Source organism: Sneathiella sp. (assembly GCF_041689005.1).
Lineage (GTDB): Bacteria > Pseudomonadota > Alphaproteobacteria > Sneathiellales > Sneathiellaceae > Sneathiella.
The window spans coordinates 58752-75632 of sequence record NZ_JBDNHC010000002.1; the positions used below are offsets into that span (position 1 = coordinate 58752).

A 16881-nucleotide genomic window follows, 5' to 3' on the forward strand; every position below is an offset into this window, starting at 1 on the left:
TGGAAAATACCAAAATTATAATGAGAGCTGCTTTAAGTTTTCTTGCGACTGGACTGCGTCTGTCTGCCCGTCATTACCGGACGGGCAGCAGGCAGGATTACCGGCCGCCGCCGCGCCTTTCGTTCCGGCAGGCTATTGATGGCATATATCTGCTTCTCCGCTTCCATCAGCCGCACGCCGCAAAAATGCCCCCACCATTTTTCGCCGATATTCTCCCAGGCCTGCGCAAGTTTCAGGTTCAACCGCCATTTGCTCGGCGGCATATAGAGTGCACCCTGCCGCTCGCCGGGTGTAAACATGTTATCGCGGAGCAACCGGTTCAACTGTTTGTCGCTATAGGGATGACCATATCCGAACGGCGTATTCTCCGTGCGCGACCAAAGGCCCCGCCGACTGGGGACAATGACGAGGAGTTTCCCAGTTGAGGTCAGCACCCGCCAAATTTCCGGTAATATCTCGTCTATATCCGTTGAATTTTCCAGCCCATGTACCCAAATCAAACGATCAATGGACTCATCGGCGAGCGGGAAAGCCCTCTCATCGACAAGGCTGACCAGACTGCCTCCTTCGCGCGGCCATTGAATAACGCCCTGCTGCAGAGGCATGAAGGCAATGACCCGCTCTGCTTCGGCGCGAAAGGGATTAAGATACGGCGTGGCATAGCCAATTCCGAGAATTCGGAAGTTTTTCAGGTCCGGCCACATGAGGCGGATTTTTCTGCCAATGGTCCGGCGCACCGTTTGCCCGAGAGAGCCATGGTAAAAATTACGCAAATCTATAACGTCAGGTCTGATCATAATGCTATACTGCCATAAAATGAGGCTGGACACATACCAAAAGCAAACCCCCGAAAGGGTAAATCATGAGTAAGCTGGAAATTCATCAAATCCCCGTCTTGAATGACAACTATCTCTATCTGTTCAAGGAACCAGAAAGCGGACTTGTCGGAATTGTCGATCCCGCCGTTGCCGGCCCGGTGCTTGACAAACTGGACGAGCTGGGCTGGACACTGACCCATATCATCAATACCCATCATCATATGGACCACACCGGCGGCAATCTCGAGCTCAAGGAAAAAACCGGCTGTATCGTCGTTGGCGCGAAAGGGGACGCGGACCGTATTCCGGGGATCGATATCCAGCTTGAGGACGGCGACATTTTCGAATTCGGCAGTCAGAAGGCCCGGGTTTTTGAGGTCCCCGGCCATACCCGTGGGCATATCGCCTATTGGTTTGAGCAATCGGATGCCCTGTTCTGCGGTGATACCCTTTTTGCTCTGGGCTGCGGGCGGTTATTTGAAGGCACACCGGCGGAGATGTGGCATAGCCTCAACAAATTCCGCAAACTGCCGGACAGCACGAAAGTTTATTGCGCGCATGAATATACCGAGGCTAATGCGCGCTTCGCTGTTACCGTAGACCCCGCGAACAAAGCCCTTCGAGCCCGCTATGCTGAAATTCGCGAACTTCGCAAAAAGCTTATCCCGACAGTCCCCTCGACATTGGGGGAGGAGAAATCCACCAACCCGTTTATGCGGGCGGATGATCCGGGCCTACAGGCGGCCCTTGGCCTTACTGGCGCCGATCCGATTACTGTCTTCGCCGAAACCCGAGCGCGTAAAGACAGCTTTTAGCCAAGGGGGTTCGATGACCGCAGCCGAGATCATAGCCCGGCTTCACCTGCAGCCGCATCCCGAGGGTGGGCATTTCGTTGAAACATTCCGCGATAGCACCCAACTTACAGGGACGGACCGGGCGGTCTCGACCGCTATTTATTATTTATTGGAAGAAGGCGACTACTCTCACTGGCACAGGGTTGATGCCCCGGAAATCTGGCATTTCTATGCCGGCGCATCTCTCACCCTTTCCGTATCTCCGGACGGGAAGTCCCAATCCGAGCATATCCTGGGCCCTGAACTTCTTGACGGAGAGCGACCGCAAATCATAATCCCAATGGGTCATTGGCAGTCCGCCCGCTCGCGGGGGGCCTGGACGCTCGTCGGCTGCACGGTTGCCCCGGGGTTCCAGTTTGACGGGTTCGAGATGGCTGCTCCCGATTGGGCACCGGGCGGGTCATGACGCCATGCGTCAGCTTTTCATCCCCGGCGCAAGGAAATCCCTAAACACACGATAGGAGCCGACGATCGCGCCCCCGGTAATCAGCAAGCACCCTGCTACCAGCGACCCCGAAAAAGGGGCGACCCCCATGCCCAACAGGATGAGGGTCGACAGCAGCGGGGAAAGATACGACAGAACACCAAGAGTCTGGATATCTCCTTGCTTCATTCCCCGATCCCAGAGAAAAAACGCGGCCCCGACAGGCCCCAACCCCAGCCCCAGAACCGCAAGCCACTGGATCGCCGACGCGGGCCAAACAGCCGTCTCGAAAAGCAGATGGCAGATGAACGCGAGGAAAGCCGTCGCCCCGCAGAAAAGCCCAATGACATCCGTGGAGACATTGGCGTATCTCCGGCTGAGAACCGAATAACAGGACCAGATGAAGGCACAGCAAATTGCCGCGCTGTACCCCATGACATATTTGGGATCGAGCACAAACCCTGCCCCCTTGGTTATCAATAACGCGGCCCCGGCGAGGCTCAGAAATCCGCCCGCTATATGATACCAGTGAAACCGCTCCGTGGGCAGCAAGGTTGAAAACAGGACAATCAGCAGGGGCCAGAGATAGGCAATGAGACTCGCCTCGGCGGCGGGGGCATTCTTGAGGGCGAGAAAATAGAAAAAATGATAGCCGAACAAACCACCAATTCCGATAAACCAGAGCGACGGGGGTAGGCGAACGAGCGCCCGAATATCCTGCCGCGTGGCGATCCATTTAACTCCCGCCGCGCAAAAGGCTATCAGAAAGGTCATGGCGGTCAGTTGAAAGGGCGGAATCATGCCGGTACTTGCCGTAAACAGAGCCAGGAGCGCCCATAGCAAAATTGCTCCAAGCCCGCAGAATGTTGCGAGCGCTTTCGCCGGTTTCTGCACTGCAACGGACATGACGGAAAACCTTTTACTACCAAAAAAAGACATGAGCCTGCGGGACAGACATCATGCCTTTAGGGGATAATTGCCGTCAAGCGGCAGATGTCCGTCACGTGGTTCGGCTAGTACATATGCTGTCCACCATTGATCGAGAGCGTCGATCCGGTAATGAAACCAGCATCATCTGCCGCCAGGAAGCAAACGCCACGCGCGATTTCTGACGCCTGCCCTAACCGGCCCACCGGGATCCCGGCAACAATTTTCGCCAGCACATTTTCCGGCACAGCCGCAACCATGTCCGTATCGATATAACCCGGAGCGATTGCGTTCACCGTAATCCCTTGGGACGCCCCTTCCTGGGCCATGGCTTTGGTGAAGCCATGAATCCCGGACTTAGCCGCCGCATAATTGACCTGTCCATATTGGCCCGCCTGACCATTAATCGACCCGATGTTGATAACCCGGCCAAATTTAGCGGCACGCATGTCTTCAATTGTCAAACGGCACATGTTGAAGCAGGACCCGAGATTCGTATCAATCACCTTGCGCCAGGCGTCCACGTCCATCCGGTGCAATGTACTATCCCGGGTGATCCCCGCATTATTGACGACAATCTCTATCGGTCCAAGCTCGGCTTTTACCTTAGCAATGCCTTCAACACAGGCGTTATAATCGGAAACGTCCCATTTATAGGAAGGGATACCCGTGCGATCGGTAAATTCCTTTGCCCGCGCGTCGTTCCCGCCGTAGTTGGCGGCCACCTTGTATCCCTTCTCGTGCAACATCTCGGATATTGCTGCACCAATACCCCTGGTTCCTCCCGTAACAATTGCTACTCTCGACATTCTCTGCTCCCCTTAGATTCTGAAGTTAGACTATCTTTCTATGCACATGGCGATTCCCATACCGCCACCGATACATAAGGTTGCAAGCCCCTTATGGGCATCGCGTTTTTCCATTTCATACAGCAGGGTTACCAAAACCCGGGCGCCGGATGCCCCGATTGGATGACCAATGGCAATGGCCCCGCCGTTCACATTGACCTTATTCGTATCCCAGCCAAGATCCTTGTTGACGGCGCAGGCTTGCGCGGCAAAGGCTTCGTTCGCTTCGATCAAATCAAGATCATCCGCCGACCAGCCAGCTTTCGCCAAAGCGGCCCGGCTTGCCGGAATGGGTCCTGTTCCCATTATGGCGGGATCGACACCGCTCTGGGCCCAAGAGACAATCCGTGCCAGCGGTTTCAGGCCCTTCGCTTTGGCGGCATCTCCCGTCATCAGGACAACAGCAGCAGCCCCGTCGTTAATGCCGGAGGCATTCCCGGCAGTCACCGTTCCGTCTTTCTGAAAAGCTGCCCTGAGGCCTGCAAGCTTCTCCACGGTCGTACCGGCCCGGATATACTCATCCTGATCGACGATGATATCTCCCTTGCGGGTGGAAATCGTGACCGGCACGATTTCATCCTTGAAGCGACCGGAGCTCTGGGCTTCCGAGGCCTTTCGCTGTGAATTGGCCGCGAATTCATCCTGTGCATGACGGGTAATCTGCCATTTGGCGGCAACGTTCTCCGCCGTGTTACCCATGTGATATCCATGGAACGCATCAATCAAGCCGTCTTTCAGCATTGTGTCGGTAAATTCGAGCGGACCCATTTTCTGGCCCTCCCTCAAATACGCGCAATGCGGCGCGCGGCTCATGCTTTCCTGACCGCCGGCGACCACAATCTGCGAATCACCATTCAGAATTGCCTGATATCCCAGCGCAACGGCACGGAGGCCTGAGCCACACAGTTGGTTTACCCCCCAGGCGGGCACTTCATAGGGAAGTCCCGCATTGACAGATGCCTGACGGGCGGGATTCTGGCCCTCACCCGCATTCAGAACCTGTCCAAGAATAACCTCGGAAACCTCTGATGCCTCGGTTTTCGCGCGAATGAGCGATTCCCGGATCACGACTTCTCCCAAAGCGTGGGCCGTCAATGGTGACAACGCTCCGTTAAAAGACCCGACCGCTGTGCGCACTGCACCGGCTATGACAATGTCCATGGACCTATTCTCCTATTTCTCGGTTGAGTAATTATAATTCAAAAATTACATCGTATGAGAAATTATACATCTATATTTAGTCTCTATACGAAATAACATTAGCTAAAGTCAATCGCAACTTTTTCCATTCGTTGCTTTAAATAAGGTCTCAGCTGGCGATAATCCAATCTGCGAGTTCTCGCCATAAGCCTTCCTTCGCATGTCGGCTTGTGACCATACCAATGTGGCCGGAAGGAGGTGTAATAACCTTAGCGTTCGGCAATGACGAAGCCAAGGCCAAAGCCGACGGACGTGGAACGATTTTGTCGGTTTTCGGTACGGCGACGAGCGAGGGTATGTTCACATTGGCAGGACATACTGGCTCTCCCGCCACCTCCCAGCAGTTACGCCCTGTCTCGTTACGACCATACCATTTATCAAAACAATCTTCAGTCACTCCTTTGACGAGCGGAAATCCGTCATTCAACCAGTCTTCCAGGGCAACGAACTCTGTCGCCCGTTCCGATTCCCCTTCCATTTTCGAAAACATACGGAATTTACGAAGACCGAGGTTGGGATCCAGGCTCGTGAAGAGTGCCTGTAACAGATCCACCGGCAACTCACCGAACCCGGTCAGCACATTGGACCACATCTCACGCTGGCCAAGAAGCAGCCTGGTCTGATCTGCAAGCTCTGCATGAAAATCCCACGGTGCCGCAAGGGCAATAAAGCTGGTGAGAACCGCCTGTCGCCTTTCGGCCGCTGCAACCGCCAACGTGCCCCCCATACAATAACCGGCAAGATGAAGGGGCGTCTCCGGATAGGCTTGGGATGTAAAATCAAGCGCGGGAAGAATTCTGTCCCGGATATAATCGCTGAGGAAAAAGTCTTTCTCCTCTGCACCCGGCGCGCCCCAATCCAGCAGCAGCGGACGAATGCCCTTTTCCGCCAGATAATCAACAAGACTGCGCCCCGGCATCAGATCAAGAATATAGGCGCGGTTGACCAGGGATGGGACAATAAACAGGACGGGAGAGTGCCCCGGCAAATCCGGACCACAATTAACAAGGGAGCTTGATCCTCTCTGCCAGATGACAGGGCGCAGCGGGGGTTTCCGCCGATAGGGATGTTGATGATATTTCTGGATCCCTTCAATCATCTCCTGCATCATCCCGCTGCCTTGGGCCGCTAAGGCACGAATGAGCTCGGTGCTGCCATATTTTTTAAGCTTAGTCGCCATTTCGCGGGCCTGCTCAGTAACGTCATCAGACCATGGTAATGGCTCATGATGCGGCAACGGCAGACCCGCCAACGATCCGGCAACCGTCGTTGTTGCCAAACCGAGATGCAGCGCAAGCGGCCGCGGCCCGAGACGGACAGGTGGCTCAGGCGTTTTGGACATATTACTCATTATCGACCATTTCGAATTATCGCTCGAAAAGCCAGATATTATCTGGCTGCCTTCCTCCCTGTATATACACTGCTTATGTGTACTTTACGAACCGCAACGCACAATAAACTTGCGCAGCGCAGCAATAACAGGTGAAGATGGCCGCAAGCACCCTTTTGCGAAATGAGATAGGAGAAATCGTGGCTCAGACAACTGCAGACGACAAAAAACCCGTTGTAATCAAGAAATATGCGAACCGTCGGCTCTATAACACGTCAACGTCCTCCTATGTCACGCTGGACCATTTAAGCCGTATGGTGAAGGAAGGTACGGAATTTGTTGTCTTTGACGCCAAGTCAAATGACGATATTACACGATCCGTCCTCACCCAGATCATATTTGAGGAGGAAGCCAAGGGGCAAAACCTGCTTCCTATCAATTTTCTCCGCCAGTTAATAAGCTTTTACGGCGACAGTCTGCAAACGGTTGTTCCCGGCTACCTCGAAATGTCGATGCGATCCTTTTCTGAAAACCAGGAAAAAATGCGCGAAGTTCTCCCCGACAATTTAATGGCAAACCCGATGTTCAAGCAATTTGAGCAAATGGGAAAACAGAATATGACGATGTTCAACAAAGCGATGACAATGTTTACCCCGCCGATGTTCGGAGCGACAGGTGAGGAAGTGGAAGAGGAAAAACCGGCAGCTCCCGTGTCAGAAAGTACCGACCAGACCGCGGAAATGATGCAGGAATTAAAAGACCAGCTAACGACGATGCAAAAACGCATCGATGAAATGAGCAAGAAGAAATAGGCCACACCTCAAGGGCGATAATCGCTGATGCTTTTTCGCACCTTTAGGCCTATTATTCATCAAATAGCGGTTGTTTGTTCTGTTCTCTAATGGCCGATTTCATTTGTGCACCAACAGCATCAAGTTCTTTTTTCAATTCTGTAATTTGATTATCAATATCGGGATCATAAAGTGACGAAGTTGTTAAAAATTCTTTCTTCGCGACAATGCGAGCGCCATGAATATCTATGTCATAGTCAAATACCATTATAACTCCCCTGCTTTATGTGAAGAGTAACATAAGAACAGACGGACCTCATTTCAAATATCAAATTGAATCTTGCTCAAATAACCGCAAAAACTTGAAATAATACCGGTTTTGTGATAAATTGTTTTTATAATGATGATTTATAGAATATCTGCTTGATCCTAAAATCGGTTCATGTGGCTAGAAAGCGTATTTATTTAGCACAAGATTGAGGTCAACTTGAAAGCAATCGGTTCAGAGCTAGAACTATTTCGCTCTCCCTCGAAACACATCATTTCGGGAGGGATGGCCGTGGGCAAAAGCTCAGGATCATCGTCGCGGTATGATGTGGTGATCAATAAAATTCAACGGACTTCCCAACGTCAGTACGAGGTTGTAACACCAGAAACGACACGGAAGGCACCACCAGCCATCGCCGTTCTTCGTCAAGCTCCCTCATCCTCGAATCGCCCCGCGGTGCGCGTAACCTCTGAGCCCGGACGGGCATCGGCTCAGTTCATCACCCAGCAGATCGCGCAGCAACTGCGGCCGATGCAGCATGATTCTTTTTCGTTGGCGACCAGTTCCTACAACCGAACCTTGGAGTTGACGGCGGTTGTTCCCGGCCTTCAGGGTGTCAGCGAGCGCTTAGCCTGACGAGAGGCGCTCATCGCCTCAAATATGACAGCTCGCCAGACCGCGTTTTTCGAGATATTGCTGGTGATAGTCTTCCGCCGGATAAAAATCGAGGGCTGGTGAAATTTCTGTCACCACCGGACGCCGGAAAATACCGCGTTTTCCCTGAGCCTCTTTCGATTTTTCTGCAATAGTTTTCTGCTCTTCCGTCCGGTAAAAAATCGCGGATCGATACTGCGTGCCGACATCTGGTCCCTGCCGGTTTAAGGTTGTCGGATCATGACTTTGCCAGAACGCCTCCAGCAAATCTTCGTAGCTTATTACAGTCGGATCAAATTCGACCTGAACGACTTCAGCATGGCCGGTCTGGCCCGAGCAAACGTCTTGATATGTTGGGTTTTGAGCGGAACCGCCCTGATACCCGGCTACCGTTGCCTTAACGCCCTTCAACTGCCGAAAGGCGGCTTCCACACCCCAGAAGCAGCCTGCCGCAAAATAGGCGAAATCAGTTTTCTCGGTCATGTTCTTATCCTTTTTGCTATCGGGTGAATGATATCATCGGCCTCTTAAGATTTCGCCTTTCTTTTGGATATTGCAATGATGAACAAGAAAATTTGATCCACAAATCGCATATTTTAGAAAAATATTGGTATTGGTTTGTTTTTTACGTAAGTTTCATGATGTTACTCAACCAATTTAAAGAGCGAGCGATCATGCGACGGCTTAAGAATGCGCAGATGCAAACCCTGGCGCTCGATGCGTCAAGTACGACGCCCTTGCATCAACAGCTTTTTCTCGGCCTACGTCAGGCAATATTGGAAGGGCGGCTCACGCCTAACACACGCCTGCCGTCCAGCCGCTCCCTTGCCGCCGACCTCACTGTTTCGCGAAACACGATACTAAGCGCCTACGATCAACTGACGGCAGAAGGTTATATCACCAGCCGAATCGGTGCCGGATCTTATGTTTCCGGAGATCTCCCCGATGATTTGCTGCAACGAAAAGGAACCGGCGCTGTCCCCCGCCTTGCCAAAAGAGAAATCTATATTTCAAAAATGGCCGCATCATTAATGGGCTCGCCAGTTCCCAGACAATATCGCGGCCTTCCCTTTTCACCGGGATTACCCGCCCTTGATGAATTTCCCTTCGAAGACTGGGCACGACTTCTGGCCCGGCATTGGCGCCGCCCGAAACGCGAGTTTCTGGTCGATAACCCGGTTGGCGGATCCCAAGTCTTGCGGGAGGCTATTGCCGCGCATCTTGGACAGACCCGCGCCGTGCGTTGCACCGCCGATCAAGTGATTATCCTTTCCGGTTCCCAGCAGGCAATCCATCTTGTCGTCCGCGCCTTTGCTGAGCCCGGAGATTCCATCTGGATGGAGGAACCGGGTTACCCTGGCGTCCGTGATGCTATCATCGCTGCCAGCGCCACGCCAGTCTCCGTTCCCGTCGATGAGGAGGGATTTTCGCTCGCGCAGGCAAAAATACTTGCGCCGCAAGCTCGCCTTGCCTGCATCTCACCATCCCATCAATATCCGCTGGGACAGACGATGTCGCTCGCCCGGCGACTTGATTTACTGCAATGGGCGAAGGAGGAAGGCCGGTTCATACTTGAGGATGACTACGACAGCGAATATCGCTATGTGGGCCGCCCACTATCGTCGCTTCAGGGGCTGGATGAGGATAATCGTGTTCTCTACGTTGGAACGATGAGTAAGGTCATGTTCTCCGGACTTCGCGTCGGTTATATGGTCGTGCCCAATGATCTTGTGGACGTATTTCTGGCGCTCCGGCGTAATATTGACAGCCATTCCCCCTCGGTGCCTGAGGCTGCACTCGCCGATTTCATTACCGAGGGGTATCTCTCCGCCCATATCCGGCGGATGCGGTTACTCTATGAAAAGCGGCAATCCTGTCTGGTAAAACTGCTGGGCGAAAAACTGGGCGATATCCTGACGATCAATACGCAGGAATCCGGTATGCATATTGTCGCTTTCCTGCCCCCCGCTATTCCAGACAGCGCCGTCGAGTCAGCTGCCATTGCAAGCGGCATGCTCATCCGGGCGCTTTCGGGGTTCTATAATTCCCCGACGGACCAAAACGGGCTGATTCTCGGCTTTGCCGGGACCGCCGAAAAAGAAATGCCGCAATTGGTGGATAAGCTGGCGCATATCATCCGAAACCTGAGCAAATAGCGGGACCATGCAACGATTTCTTTTTCCTGTTCTCATATTTCTGTTCTGCATGACCGCTGGTGGCATTGGTTACGCTAAGGAGAAAATTCACGCGATTGCCATGCATGGATCCCCGGCCTATCCCGACGGCTTCGCCCATTTCGCCTACGTAAACCCCGATGCCCCCACGGGCGGCACCCTGCATCTCGGCGTCATTGGAAGCTTCGACAGCCTCAATCCGTTCCTGCTCCGGGGTGTTAGCCCCGCCGGGATGGGCTTCGTCTACCAGTCCCTGATGACACGATCGAAAGACGAGCCGTTTACCCTTTATGGCAATATTGCAAAAACCATTGAGATCGCTTCCGATCGAAGCTGGGTCATCTTCAATCTCAATCCCCAGGCCAAATTCTCAAACGGGGCACCGATCACGGCGGAGGATGTGCTGTTTTCCTTCACAACCCTGCGCGACAAGGGACGCCCGAATGTCCGGACCTATTACCGCAAAGTCGAAGACGTCCAAATTTTGGGTCCGCGTCGTATCCGCTTTTCCTTTGAGAAAGAAGGAAGATGGGAAATGCCGCTGATTTTGGGGCTCATGAGCGTGCTGTCGAAAGAGGCCTTCACGTCCACCGATTTTGGTAAAACCTCGCTGACGCCTTTTGTCGGCTCCGGTCCATACCTTATCGACAAGGTTGAGCCCGGACGGCGCATTATCTACAAGAGAGACCCTGATTTCTGGGGATGGGGCCTGCCGCAGAACAAAGGGCGCCATAATTTCGAGACCGTTATATATGACTATTTTCGCGATGAGGATATCGCCCGCGAAGCGTTCAAGGCCCATACATTGGACGCCCGCTTCGAAAATAATGCTGGCAAATGGAAAGAGGCTTACGGGGTGCAACCAAACGCCTCTCCGGCCTATGTAAAATCGGAGCCAAAGGTGAGCGTTCCCACTCCGATGCTGGCACTGGTTTTCAATAGTCGGCGACCGCAATTCCACGACCGACGTGTCCGCGAGGCCCTTACGCTCGCCTTCGACTTCGACTGGATCAATGCCAATATCCTGCAAGGCATATATAAACGCACGGGCAGTTATTTCGAGAATTCTATGCTAGCTGCCACCGGACAAATTACGGAGCCGGAACGGAGCCTGTTACTGCCCTTTGCCGACGAGCTTCCGACCGATGTTTTCAAGCACAGTTTTCATCTGCCCCGCACCGACGGGACGGGCCGAAATCGCGAAAACTTGCGGAAAGCGCAGCACCTGCTGGACCTTGCCGGATGGACGGTCAGCAATGGCGCACTGCTTAATCGCGCAAGCGGAGCGCCTTTTACCATCGAGTTTCTCGTCAATAACAACGACTATATCAAATTTATTTCCCCGTTTCAGAGATCCCTTGAAATCCTGGGTATCCAGTCAACCATCCGCCAGGCCGATTCCGCCAGTTATCAAAACCGGCTTAATACATACGATTTTGATATGATCGTTAATGAATGGAGCCAATCGCTCTCGCCCGGCAATGAGCAGGCGTTTTACTGGAGCCGTGACGCCGCCAAAACGCCCGGCACCCGAAATTATCCGGGCATTGCCCTCGCCGCAGCCGACCACATGATCGACATTATCGCCGCCGCGCGGACACGCGACGAGTTGGAAACCGCCACCCGCGCCCTCGACCGGGTTCTACTCTGGGGATATTATGTCATTCCGCTTTACTATACCGACCGACAGTGGCTGGCCCATTGGCCGGAAATCAAAATTCCCTCGTCTGCCTCTTTCTGGGGTACCAGTCCGGATCTATGGTGGTATAGTAACAGAAAGTAGCAGTTGATTTAACTCACTTACCAGAAGGCCTCTTGTTAATATGCTCGCCATCATCTCTCCTGCCAAAAAGCTCAATTTCGAAAGAGACAATTCACCGGAGTTGAGTACCCAGCCGGAGTTTCTCCCCGAGACTAAAAAGCTGATCGCACGGGCAAAAAAACTCAACGCGAAGGATTTACAGCGCCTCATGAAGATCAGCGATGATCTTTCGGCCCTCAACCGGGAGCGGTTCAAGGCGATGAAGCTCCCGCTCACCCCGGACAATGCCAAGCAGGCGGCCTTTGCCTTTAACGGCGACACCTACACGGGGTTGCAGGCGCCAACGATGACGGCAGCGGACATTGACTATGCTCAGGATCATTTGCGTATCCTGTCGGGGTTATACGGCCTTGTCCGTCCGCTTGATCTGATCCAGCCCTATCGCCTTGAAATGGGCACCCGGCTTGATACAGAACGCGGGGACAACCTGTATCAATTCTGGGGTGACAGGTTGTCCCGCAAGCTCGATGCCGAGTTGAACGCGCATGGCTCACCGGTGTTAATCAATCTGGCGTCCAGCGAATATTTCAAGGCGGTCGATCGCAAGAGCCTGAAGGCGACGGTCATCACCCCCATATTCAAGGAAATCAGGGGAAATACGGCCAAGGTGATTGGCTTCACCGCGAAGCGGGCGCGTGGCATGATGGCCCGATTTATGATTGAGAACAGGATCGATCGTCCCGACGGCCTGAAGGAATTTGGGCAAGCAGGATATCTTTTTCAGCCGACTTTATCTGACGCTCATAATTATATTTTTACCCGCGCCGCTACTTGAATCGCCGCTTATCCCGCACCTGCCAGATGTCCCGGGCGCGGTTCTCTGCGGCCAGAATAGTTAATTCCGGCGTCACCATCTTCAGGGCAAAAGCGAGCGTCCCGATGATGGCGAGTTCCGGCACCGGTAAATCAAGGTACCCCTGCCACATGAGAACAAGTTGGCGGGGAGATAAATCCTCTTCCCGCCACTTATAGACCGATTGCTCCGTCATCTCCGGCCATTCCTGAATTTCTGCTTGCCCGGCAACGAGGGCATCGACCTGCACCGGCTTCATCGGATTGCGCTGCACTTCGCCGCCCCCACCCTTGAAGATGATACTGTTCGGCTGGCCAAGATGCCTCATCGTGTCAAGATGCAAGGGTTTATAGGGTGGGTGGAACACTCCCTGAAGCTGGTACGGTGCGCGGAATGGATTGAGGTCGCGGCCAAAGGTATTGACGGCTGTTCGAACTCCCAAAAGAGGGCGCAACTCAAAAAGCGACTGAACAGCCGGACAGAAATGCTCAAGCCCGACATAGACGAGGTTTTCCGCCTCGAAAGCGGCGGCCGCGGCGGAAAGTGAGCTTTCCTGACGAATGCCAAACATGGCGAGGGCTGGTCGTGTCGGCGCATATCCGTCGCTATACCCCGCAATGCCATGCATCAATATTTTATATCCCTGATCAGCGAGCAGAATTGCAGCCAGAATAAACCAAGGCTGCTGGCGATGCCGGTCGGCGTAGGAGGGCCAGTCAAAATCAACGGGGAATCTCGCGTCCTTGTCAAGAAACTGGTCACGGGCAGCGGCGACCATGCCACCAAGCTCCTCCCCGGTTTCACCTTTTCGTCGCAACAACAGCAAAAATGCGCCAAGCTGTAACGGCTCCACCTTTCCTTCAAGCACCATTGTCATGGCGCCCTTGGCCTCCTCAAAGGTCATATCCCGCCACATTTTCGGCCCTTTGCCAAGAATGCGGATATATTGCGCGAACGGATGATCTGCGGTCATTGCCTGTACTTTTTTATAATGAAACGGGAATTCTAGAAGATATCGATGAGCCGGTTAAGATAGCTGCGCTCAAGACTGCTCCGGCTCGGATCGGAAAGCCGACGCTGGACTTCGTCGCGAATATTTCGGCTTCTATTGAACCCTTCTGCCTCTCCTCGCATTTCACCGATTGTCGAGGTCGACCCCTGGTTGTCTTCAGGAAGCGGACGTCCGAGGGGGTCGCGCCCCTGCCCCATTTGGCCCATGCCTTTGGATTTCCCGCCTTGTCCCGGGCCATTCGACATCATCTGCTGGGCAAGAGATTCAGCGCCTTGCCGCAAGGCTTCCAACGCATCGCCTTGCCCCTGCAGAGCGGGTTTTCCCTGCCCCTGTTCCAAGGACTGCCGGGCTCCGTTCATCGACCTTTCGGCTTGACCAAGCTCCTGCGGAATATCGCCCCGTTCCCCCAGTTTGCGCATCATCTCGCCCAGCATCTGGCGCAAGGCTTCTTGATTGGGAGCGAGCCCCTGAAGGCTTCCGCCCTGACCGGACTGCCCCGGTTGCCGCCCGGATTGATCCGACGGAGAGCCGTTATCCTGTGGCTGCTGACCGGGGGAGGATTGTGACTTACGAAGCGTCTCGTCCATTAATTGCTGCTGCTGCTGCATCAATTTGCCCAGATCATTAAGCATTTTTTGGGCGGCCTGCTGATTTGCCGTCGGTTGCCCGCCTTGCGCATTTTTCAGATTCTCCATAATATCCTGTAACTCGCTTAGCAGCTGCCGCGCCGCATCGCGCGCGCCATTGCGGGCAAGCTGGTCAACCCGGTCTAGAAGACTTTGCAGATCCTGCTGGCTTATCATCTGATCGTCGGGGTTGACGTTGCCTTGTTGCTGCGCATTGTCAGGAGCCTGCTCCGCCATGGCCTGCAGGAATTTATCCATCGCCGCGCGCAGCTCCTCCACCTTCTGTTTAATCTCGCTGTCGCTGGCATTATTGTTAAGGGCCTCCATCAACGCCTGCTGGGCGGCGCGCAAGGCCGCCGCGGCTTGCGAAAGATTGCCATTTTCAAGGCGTAATGCCGTATCCCAAAGAAGATCAACGACGTCGTCCACAGATTTCTGGTCGCGCCCATTCGCTAGCTGGGCACTGGCCGTCGACAACGCGAGCATGACGGTATAGTCATCATTCAGGCTCTGCGGTAACTCTGAAAGAGCGCCAAGGGCGATGGCCGCCATCTCCCTGTTTTCCTCCGGATCGGCAACAAGTTTTTTGCGCTGCTCGATGAGGGCCTTGGCGACCGGGTGCGTAAAAATCCGTTCCGGCAACGTGAAATCAATTTTTTTGGAAGTACCCTTCTGGCCGATTTGATCCTCGACGAATAACGAAAGCTTGACCGGCAGACCGGCCCAAGGATGCGCCGTCAGGTCATGATAACTCTTGCCGACGATCTGTTTTGATCCCCGTCCCGGCGCCGGAAGGGCCAGCTCTATTTTTCCGTCCGAATTCTCCCGGGTTATTTCCCCGCCGATTTGCGCGACGCCGTAATCGTCCTGCGCCTGATATTGCAGCTTGAAGGCCTTGCGCTCGGTTACTTCCGGGGCCATGAGGAGCTCAATTTTCGGCGCTTCATCCGCTATAACTGTCACTTGCCAACTGCTGATAATATCCCCGTCCTTTTCGATCTGCACTATCGCCGAGGTATCAAACGTTGTTTCTATCTGGAAGTTCTGGCGATCAAGCCGCTCGAACTCCGTCGATTTATCGCCGTCCCACAGGATCGGCACCCCGTCTTCATCTCCAAAAACATGGGCGATAAAGCTGCTTTGCGCCGGGATGACGTAATTTTTTCTAATCGTCGCTTCTGCCGTGTCCGTCGCGTCTTGTTTGTTTGTCAGCAGGATCGGCGCCTGTGCTGTATAGGCTGGCGGCGTAATCCAGGCGGTCACTTCCAGCTGTTCTGCCGCCGCGCCGATGTTCGGCGTGAAAGCAGCGGCAATCCGTTCCCCTGACTTCGGTCCGGCAACTATAAACGCCATGGTCAACAGGAGAATCACAAGCGCCCGAAATGCATAAGAATCACCAGCCCCCATATCCAGGTTTGGAGAGCCAATACGAAGGCCTTTCAGATTTCTACGAAGCGATTTCTGGTAGACACCCCACATCAGGCTTGCTGGCGTGTTATTTTTCTGTTCTGCGTTGGAGCTCTCGCCCAAGGACTGTAGCGGGCGATGGTGAAGATGGTTCCGCGCTTCCATATATCGAAGAGCCCGTTTCCGGGTCGGCGCCGGGATGCTGCCTATCGCCGCGTAGAGGCTCAATAAAATACCGATCCCGAACAGGGCGAGGAACACCATGTGCAGTATTCCCCCGGTAAATGACCAAACATCCAGCAATGAAAGGGCGATAAACAGGCCACTTAGACACAGAAAAATCCGCCCATGCCGCCAGATGCTCTCCAGCATCAAATATAGACGCGCGAAGAGTATGCGGATTTCAAAGCCTAATCCGTATCCTCTTTCACTGCTGTCATTCTGCGGGCGCATTCATCCTCTTCGTTTCAGGCTCCATCCAGGGGGGCAGTATATCAAGTTTCAGGAGTTCCTCCAAGCTGGGGCGCTCCCGGATCACTGCATATTGATCGCCGTTGACAAGCACTTCGGGGACCAGCGGACGGGTATTGTAGGTCGAGGCCATGACGGCACCATACGCCCCGGCGCTGCGAAAGGCCACAAGATCGCCTCGCTCCAGATCGGGCATTTCACGCTCGCGCGCAAACGTATCCCCGGTCTCGCAGACCGGCCCGACAACATCCGCCGGCGAATAAGGACCGGTTTTCTGGTCTTCGCGCAGAGGGTCAATCCGGTGATATCCGTCATACATGGCGGGACGGATAAGATCATTCATGGCGGCATCGAGGATAATGAACTTACGCTTTGTCGCCTGCTTGACATAAATCACTTCGGAAACGAGAACGCCGGCATTACCGACGATCAACCGGCCGGGCTCAAAAATCACCTGACACC

16 protein-coding genes and 1 pseudogene are annotated in these 16881 nt (G+C 53.9%); 7 read left to right on the forward strand and 10 right to left on the reverse strand.

All coding sequences use genetic code 11. From position 1 onward, the window contains the following. Positions 1 to 32: 32 nt before the first annotated feature. Complete coding sequence (locus ACESNI_RS00430) at positions 33 to 797, reverse strand: class I SAM-dependent methyltransferase (RefSeq protein ID WP_373083845.1); 765 nt, start codon at positions 795 to 797, stop codon at positions 33 to 35. A 65-nt stretch (positions 798 to 862) separates the two neighbouring features. Between ACESNI_RS00430 and gloB the strand changes: the two genes are divergently transcribed. After that, complete coding sequence (gene gloB, locus ACESNI_RS00435; RefSeq protein WP_373083847.1) at positions 863 to 1633, forward strand: hydroxyacylglutathione hydrolase; 771 nt, start codon at positions 863 to 865, stop codon at positions 1631 to 1633. A 13-nt stretch (positions 1634 to 1646) separates the two neighbouring features. Continuing rightward, entirely contained in the window at positions 1647 to 2078 is a 432-nt protein-coding gene (locus ACESNI_RS00440; RefSeq protein WP_373083849.1) for a cupin domain-containing protein, read from the forward strand. A gap of 9 nt (positions 2079 to 2087) precedes the next feature. On the opposite strand, the gene ACESNI_RS00445 is transcribed toward ACESNI_RS00440, so the two are convergent. The 4 genes from ACESNI_RS00445 to ACESNI_RS00460 all read right to left on the reverse strand — a co-directional run bounded on the left by ACESNI_RS00445 (position 2088) and on the right by ACESNI_RS00460 (position 6422). Then, a complete protein-coding gene (locus ACESNI_RS00445; protein WP_373083851.1) occupies positions 2088 to 3002 on the reverse strand; it encodes a DMT family transporter in 915 nt (304 codons plus the stop codon). Between the two features lie 107 nt (positions 3003 to 3109). After that, a complete protein-coding gene (phbB, locus tag ACESNI_RS00450) occupies positions 3110 to 3832 on the reverse strand; it encodes an acetoacetyl-CoA reductase (protein WP_373083853.1) in 723 nt (240 codons plus the stop codon). 30 nt (positions 3833 to 3862) lie between these two features. Next, positions 3863 to 5032 carry an acetyl-CoA C-acetyltransferase gene (locus ACESNI_RS00455; RefSeq protein WP_373083856.1) on the reverse strand — a complete coding sequence of 390 codons (1170 nt, stop codon included), beginning with the start codon at positions 5030 to 5032 and terminating at the stop codon, positions 3863 to 3865. A 148-nt stretch (positions 5033 to 5180) separates the two neighbouring features. Next, positions 5181 to 6422, reverse strand: a complete 1242-nt coding sequence (locus ACESNI_RS00460) for an alpha/beta fold hydrolase (RefSeq protein WP_373083859.1) — start codon at positions 6420 to 6422, stop codon at positions 5181 to 5183. Between the two features lie 179 nt (positions 6423 to 6601). Between ACESNI_RS00460 and phaR the strand changes: the two genes are divergently transcribed. Further along, on the forward strand, positions 6602 to 7213 hold the full coding sequence (phaR, locus tag ACESNI_RS00465) for a polyhydroxyalkanoate synthesis repressor PhaR (protein ID WP_373083861.1): 612 nt from the start codon (positions 6602 to 6604) through the stop codon (positions 7211 to 7213). Positions 7214 to 7265: 52 nt separating this feature from the next. On the opposite strand, the gene ACESNI_RS00470 is transcribed toward phaR, so the two are convergent. Continuing rightward, the gene (locus ACESNI_RS00470) at positions 7266 to 7460 is read right to left on the reverse strand and encodes a hypothetical protein (protein WP_373083863.1); all 195 of its coding nucleotides are present in this window, start codon (positions 7458 to 7460) and stop codon (positions 7266 to 7268) included. 291 nt (positions 7461 to 7751) lie between these two features. Between ACESNI_RS00470 and ACESNI_RS00475 the strand changes: the two genes are divergently transcribed. Next, positions 7752 to 8096: a hypothetical protein gene (locus tag ACESNI_RS00475; protein ID WP_373083865.1), complete on the forward strand. Its 345-nt coding sequence runs from the start codon at positions 7752 to 7754 to the stop codon at positions 8094 to 8096. Positions 8097 to 8114: 18 nt separating this feature from the next. Here the strand turns inward: ACESNI_RS00475 and msrA are convergent, their stop codons facing one another. Further along, positions 8115 to 8597, reverse strand: a complete 483-nt coding sequence (gene msrA / locus ACESNI_RS00480) for a peptide-methionine (S)-S-oxide reductase MsrA (RefSeq protein WP_373083867.1) — start codon at positions 8595 to 8597, stop codon at positions 8115 to 8117. 191 nt (positions 8598 to 8788) lie between these two features. Between msrA and ACESNI_RS00485 the strand changes: the two genes are divergently transcribed. Genes ACESNI_RS00485 through yaaA form a run of 3 tightly spaced genes read left to right on the forward strand, consistent with a single transcriptional unit; the run spans position 8789 to position 12885 of the window. After that, positions 8789 to 10270: a PLP-dependent aminotransferase family protein gene (locus ACESNI_RS00485; RefSeq protein ID WP_373083869.1), complete on the forward strand. Its 1482-nt coding sequence runs from the start codon at positions 8789 to 8791 to the stop codon at positions 10268 to 10270. Positions 10271 to 10277: 7 nt separating this feature from the next. Continuing rightward, positions 10278 to 12071: an extracellular solute-binding protein gene (locus ACESNI_RS00490; RefSeq protein ID WP_373083871.1), complete on the forward strand. Its 1794-nt coding sequence runs from the start codon at positions 10278 to 10280 to the stop codon at positions 12069 to 12071. 40 nt (positions 12072 to 12111) lie between these two features. Next, positions 12112 to 12885, forward strand: a complete 774-nt coding sequence (yaaA, locus tag ACESNI_RS00495; RefSeq protein ID WP_373083873.1) for a peroxide stress protein YaaA — start codon at positions 12112 to 12114, stop codon at positions 12883 to 12885. Here yaaA and ACESNI_RS00500 read toward each other — a convergent pair. The 3 genes and pseudogenes from ACESNI_RS00500 to ACESNI_RS00510 form a co-directional block, all read right to left on the reverse strand. After that, positions 12878 to 13876, reverse strand: coding sequence for a glycosyl transferase family protein (locus ACESNI_RS00500; protein WP_373083875.1), 999 nt, complete (start codon positions 13874 to 13876; stop codon positions 12878 to 12880). The genes yaaA and ACESNI_RS00500 overlap by 8 nt on opposite strands. Positions 13877 to 13908: 32 nt before the next feature. Further along, positions 13909 to 16401, reverse strand: coding sequence for a TIGR02302 family protein (locus tag ACESNI_RS00505; RefSeq protein ID WP_373083877.1), 2493 nt, complete (start codon positions 16399 to 16401; stop codon positions 13909 to 13911). After that, positions 16385 to 16881: pseudogene (locus tag ACESNI_RS00510) on the reverse strand (diaminopimelate decarboxylase); the annotation flags it as partial. The pseudogene ACESNI_RS00510 and the gene ACESNI_RS00505, both read right to left, overlap by 17 nt.

What these genes read in the sequence shown, in the direction of transcription:
- ACESNI_RS00430 (WP_373083845.1), bottom strand. Translation starts at nt 797, where the DNA reads ATGATCAGACCTGACGTTATAGATTTGCGTAATTTTTACCATGGCTCT.
- gloB (WP_373083847.1), top strand. Translation starts at nt 863, where the DNA reads ATGAGTAAGCTGGAAATTCATCAAATCCCCGTCTTGAATGACAACTAT.
- ACESNI_RS00440 (WP_373083849.1), top strand. Translation starts at nt 1,647, where the DNA reads ATGACCGCAGCCGAGATCATAGCCCGGCTTCACCTGCAGCCGCATCCC.
- ACESNI_RS00445 (WP_373083851.1), bottom strand. Translation starts at nt 3,002, where the DNA reads ATGTCCGTTGCAGTGCAGAAACCGGCGAAAGCGCTCGCAACATTCTGC.
- phbB (WP_373083853.1), bottom strand. Translation starts at nt 3,832, where the DNA reads ATGTCGAGAGTAGCAATTGTTACGGGAGGAACCAGGGGTATTGGTGCA.
- ACESNI_RS00455 (WP_373083856.1), bottom strand. Translation starts at nt 5,032, where the DNA reads ATGGACATTGTCATAGCCGGTGCAGTGCGCACAGCGGTCGGGTCTTTT.
- ACESNI_RS00460 (WP_373083859.1), bottom strand. Translation starts at nt 6,422, where the DNA reads ATGAGTAATATGTCCAAAACGCCTGAGCCACCTGTCCGTCTCGGGCCG.
- ACESNI_RS00470 (WP_373083863.1), bottom strand. Translation starts at nt 7,460, where the DNA reads ATGGTATTTGACTATGACATAGATATTCATGGCGCTCGCATTGTCGCG.
- msrA (WP_373083867.1), bottom strand. Translation starts at nt 8,597, where the DNA reads ATGACCGAGAAAACTGATTTCGCCTATTTTGCGGCAGGCTGCTTCTGG.
- ACESNI_RS00485 (WP_373083869.1), top strand. Translation starts at nt 8,789, where the DNA reads ATGCGACGGCTTAAGAATGCGCAGATGCAAACCCTGGCGCTCGATGCG.
- ACESNI_RS00490 (WP_373083871.1), top strand. Translation starts at nt 10,278, where the DNA reads ATGCAACGATTTCTTTTTCCTGTTCTCATATTTCTGTTCTGCATGACC.
- yaaA (WP_373083873.1), top strand. Translation starts at nt 12,112, where the DNA reads ATGCTCGCCATCATCTCTCCTGCCAAAAAGCTCAATTTCGAAAGAGAC.
- ACESNI_RS00500 (WP_373083875.1), bottom strand. Translation starts at nt 13,876, where the DNA reads ATGACCGCAGATCATCCGTTCGCGCAATATATCCGCATTCTTGGCAAA.
- ACESNI_RS00505 (WP_373083877.1), bottom strand. Translation starts at nt 16,401, where the DNA reads ATGCGCCCGCAGAATGACAGCAGTGAAAGAGGATACGGATTAGGCTTT.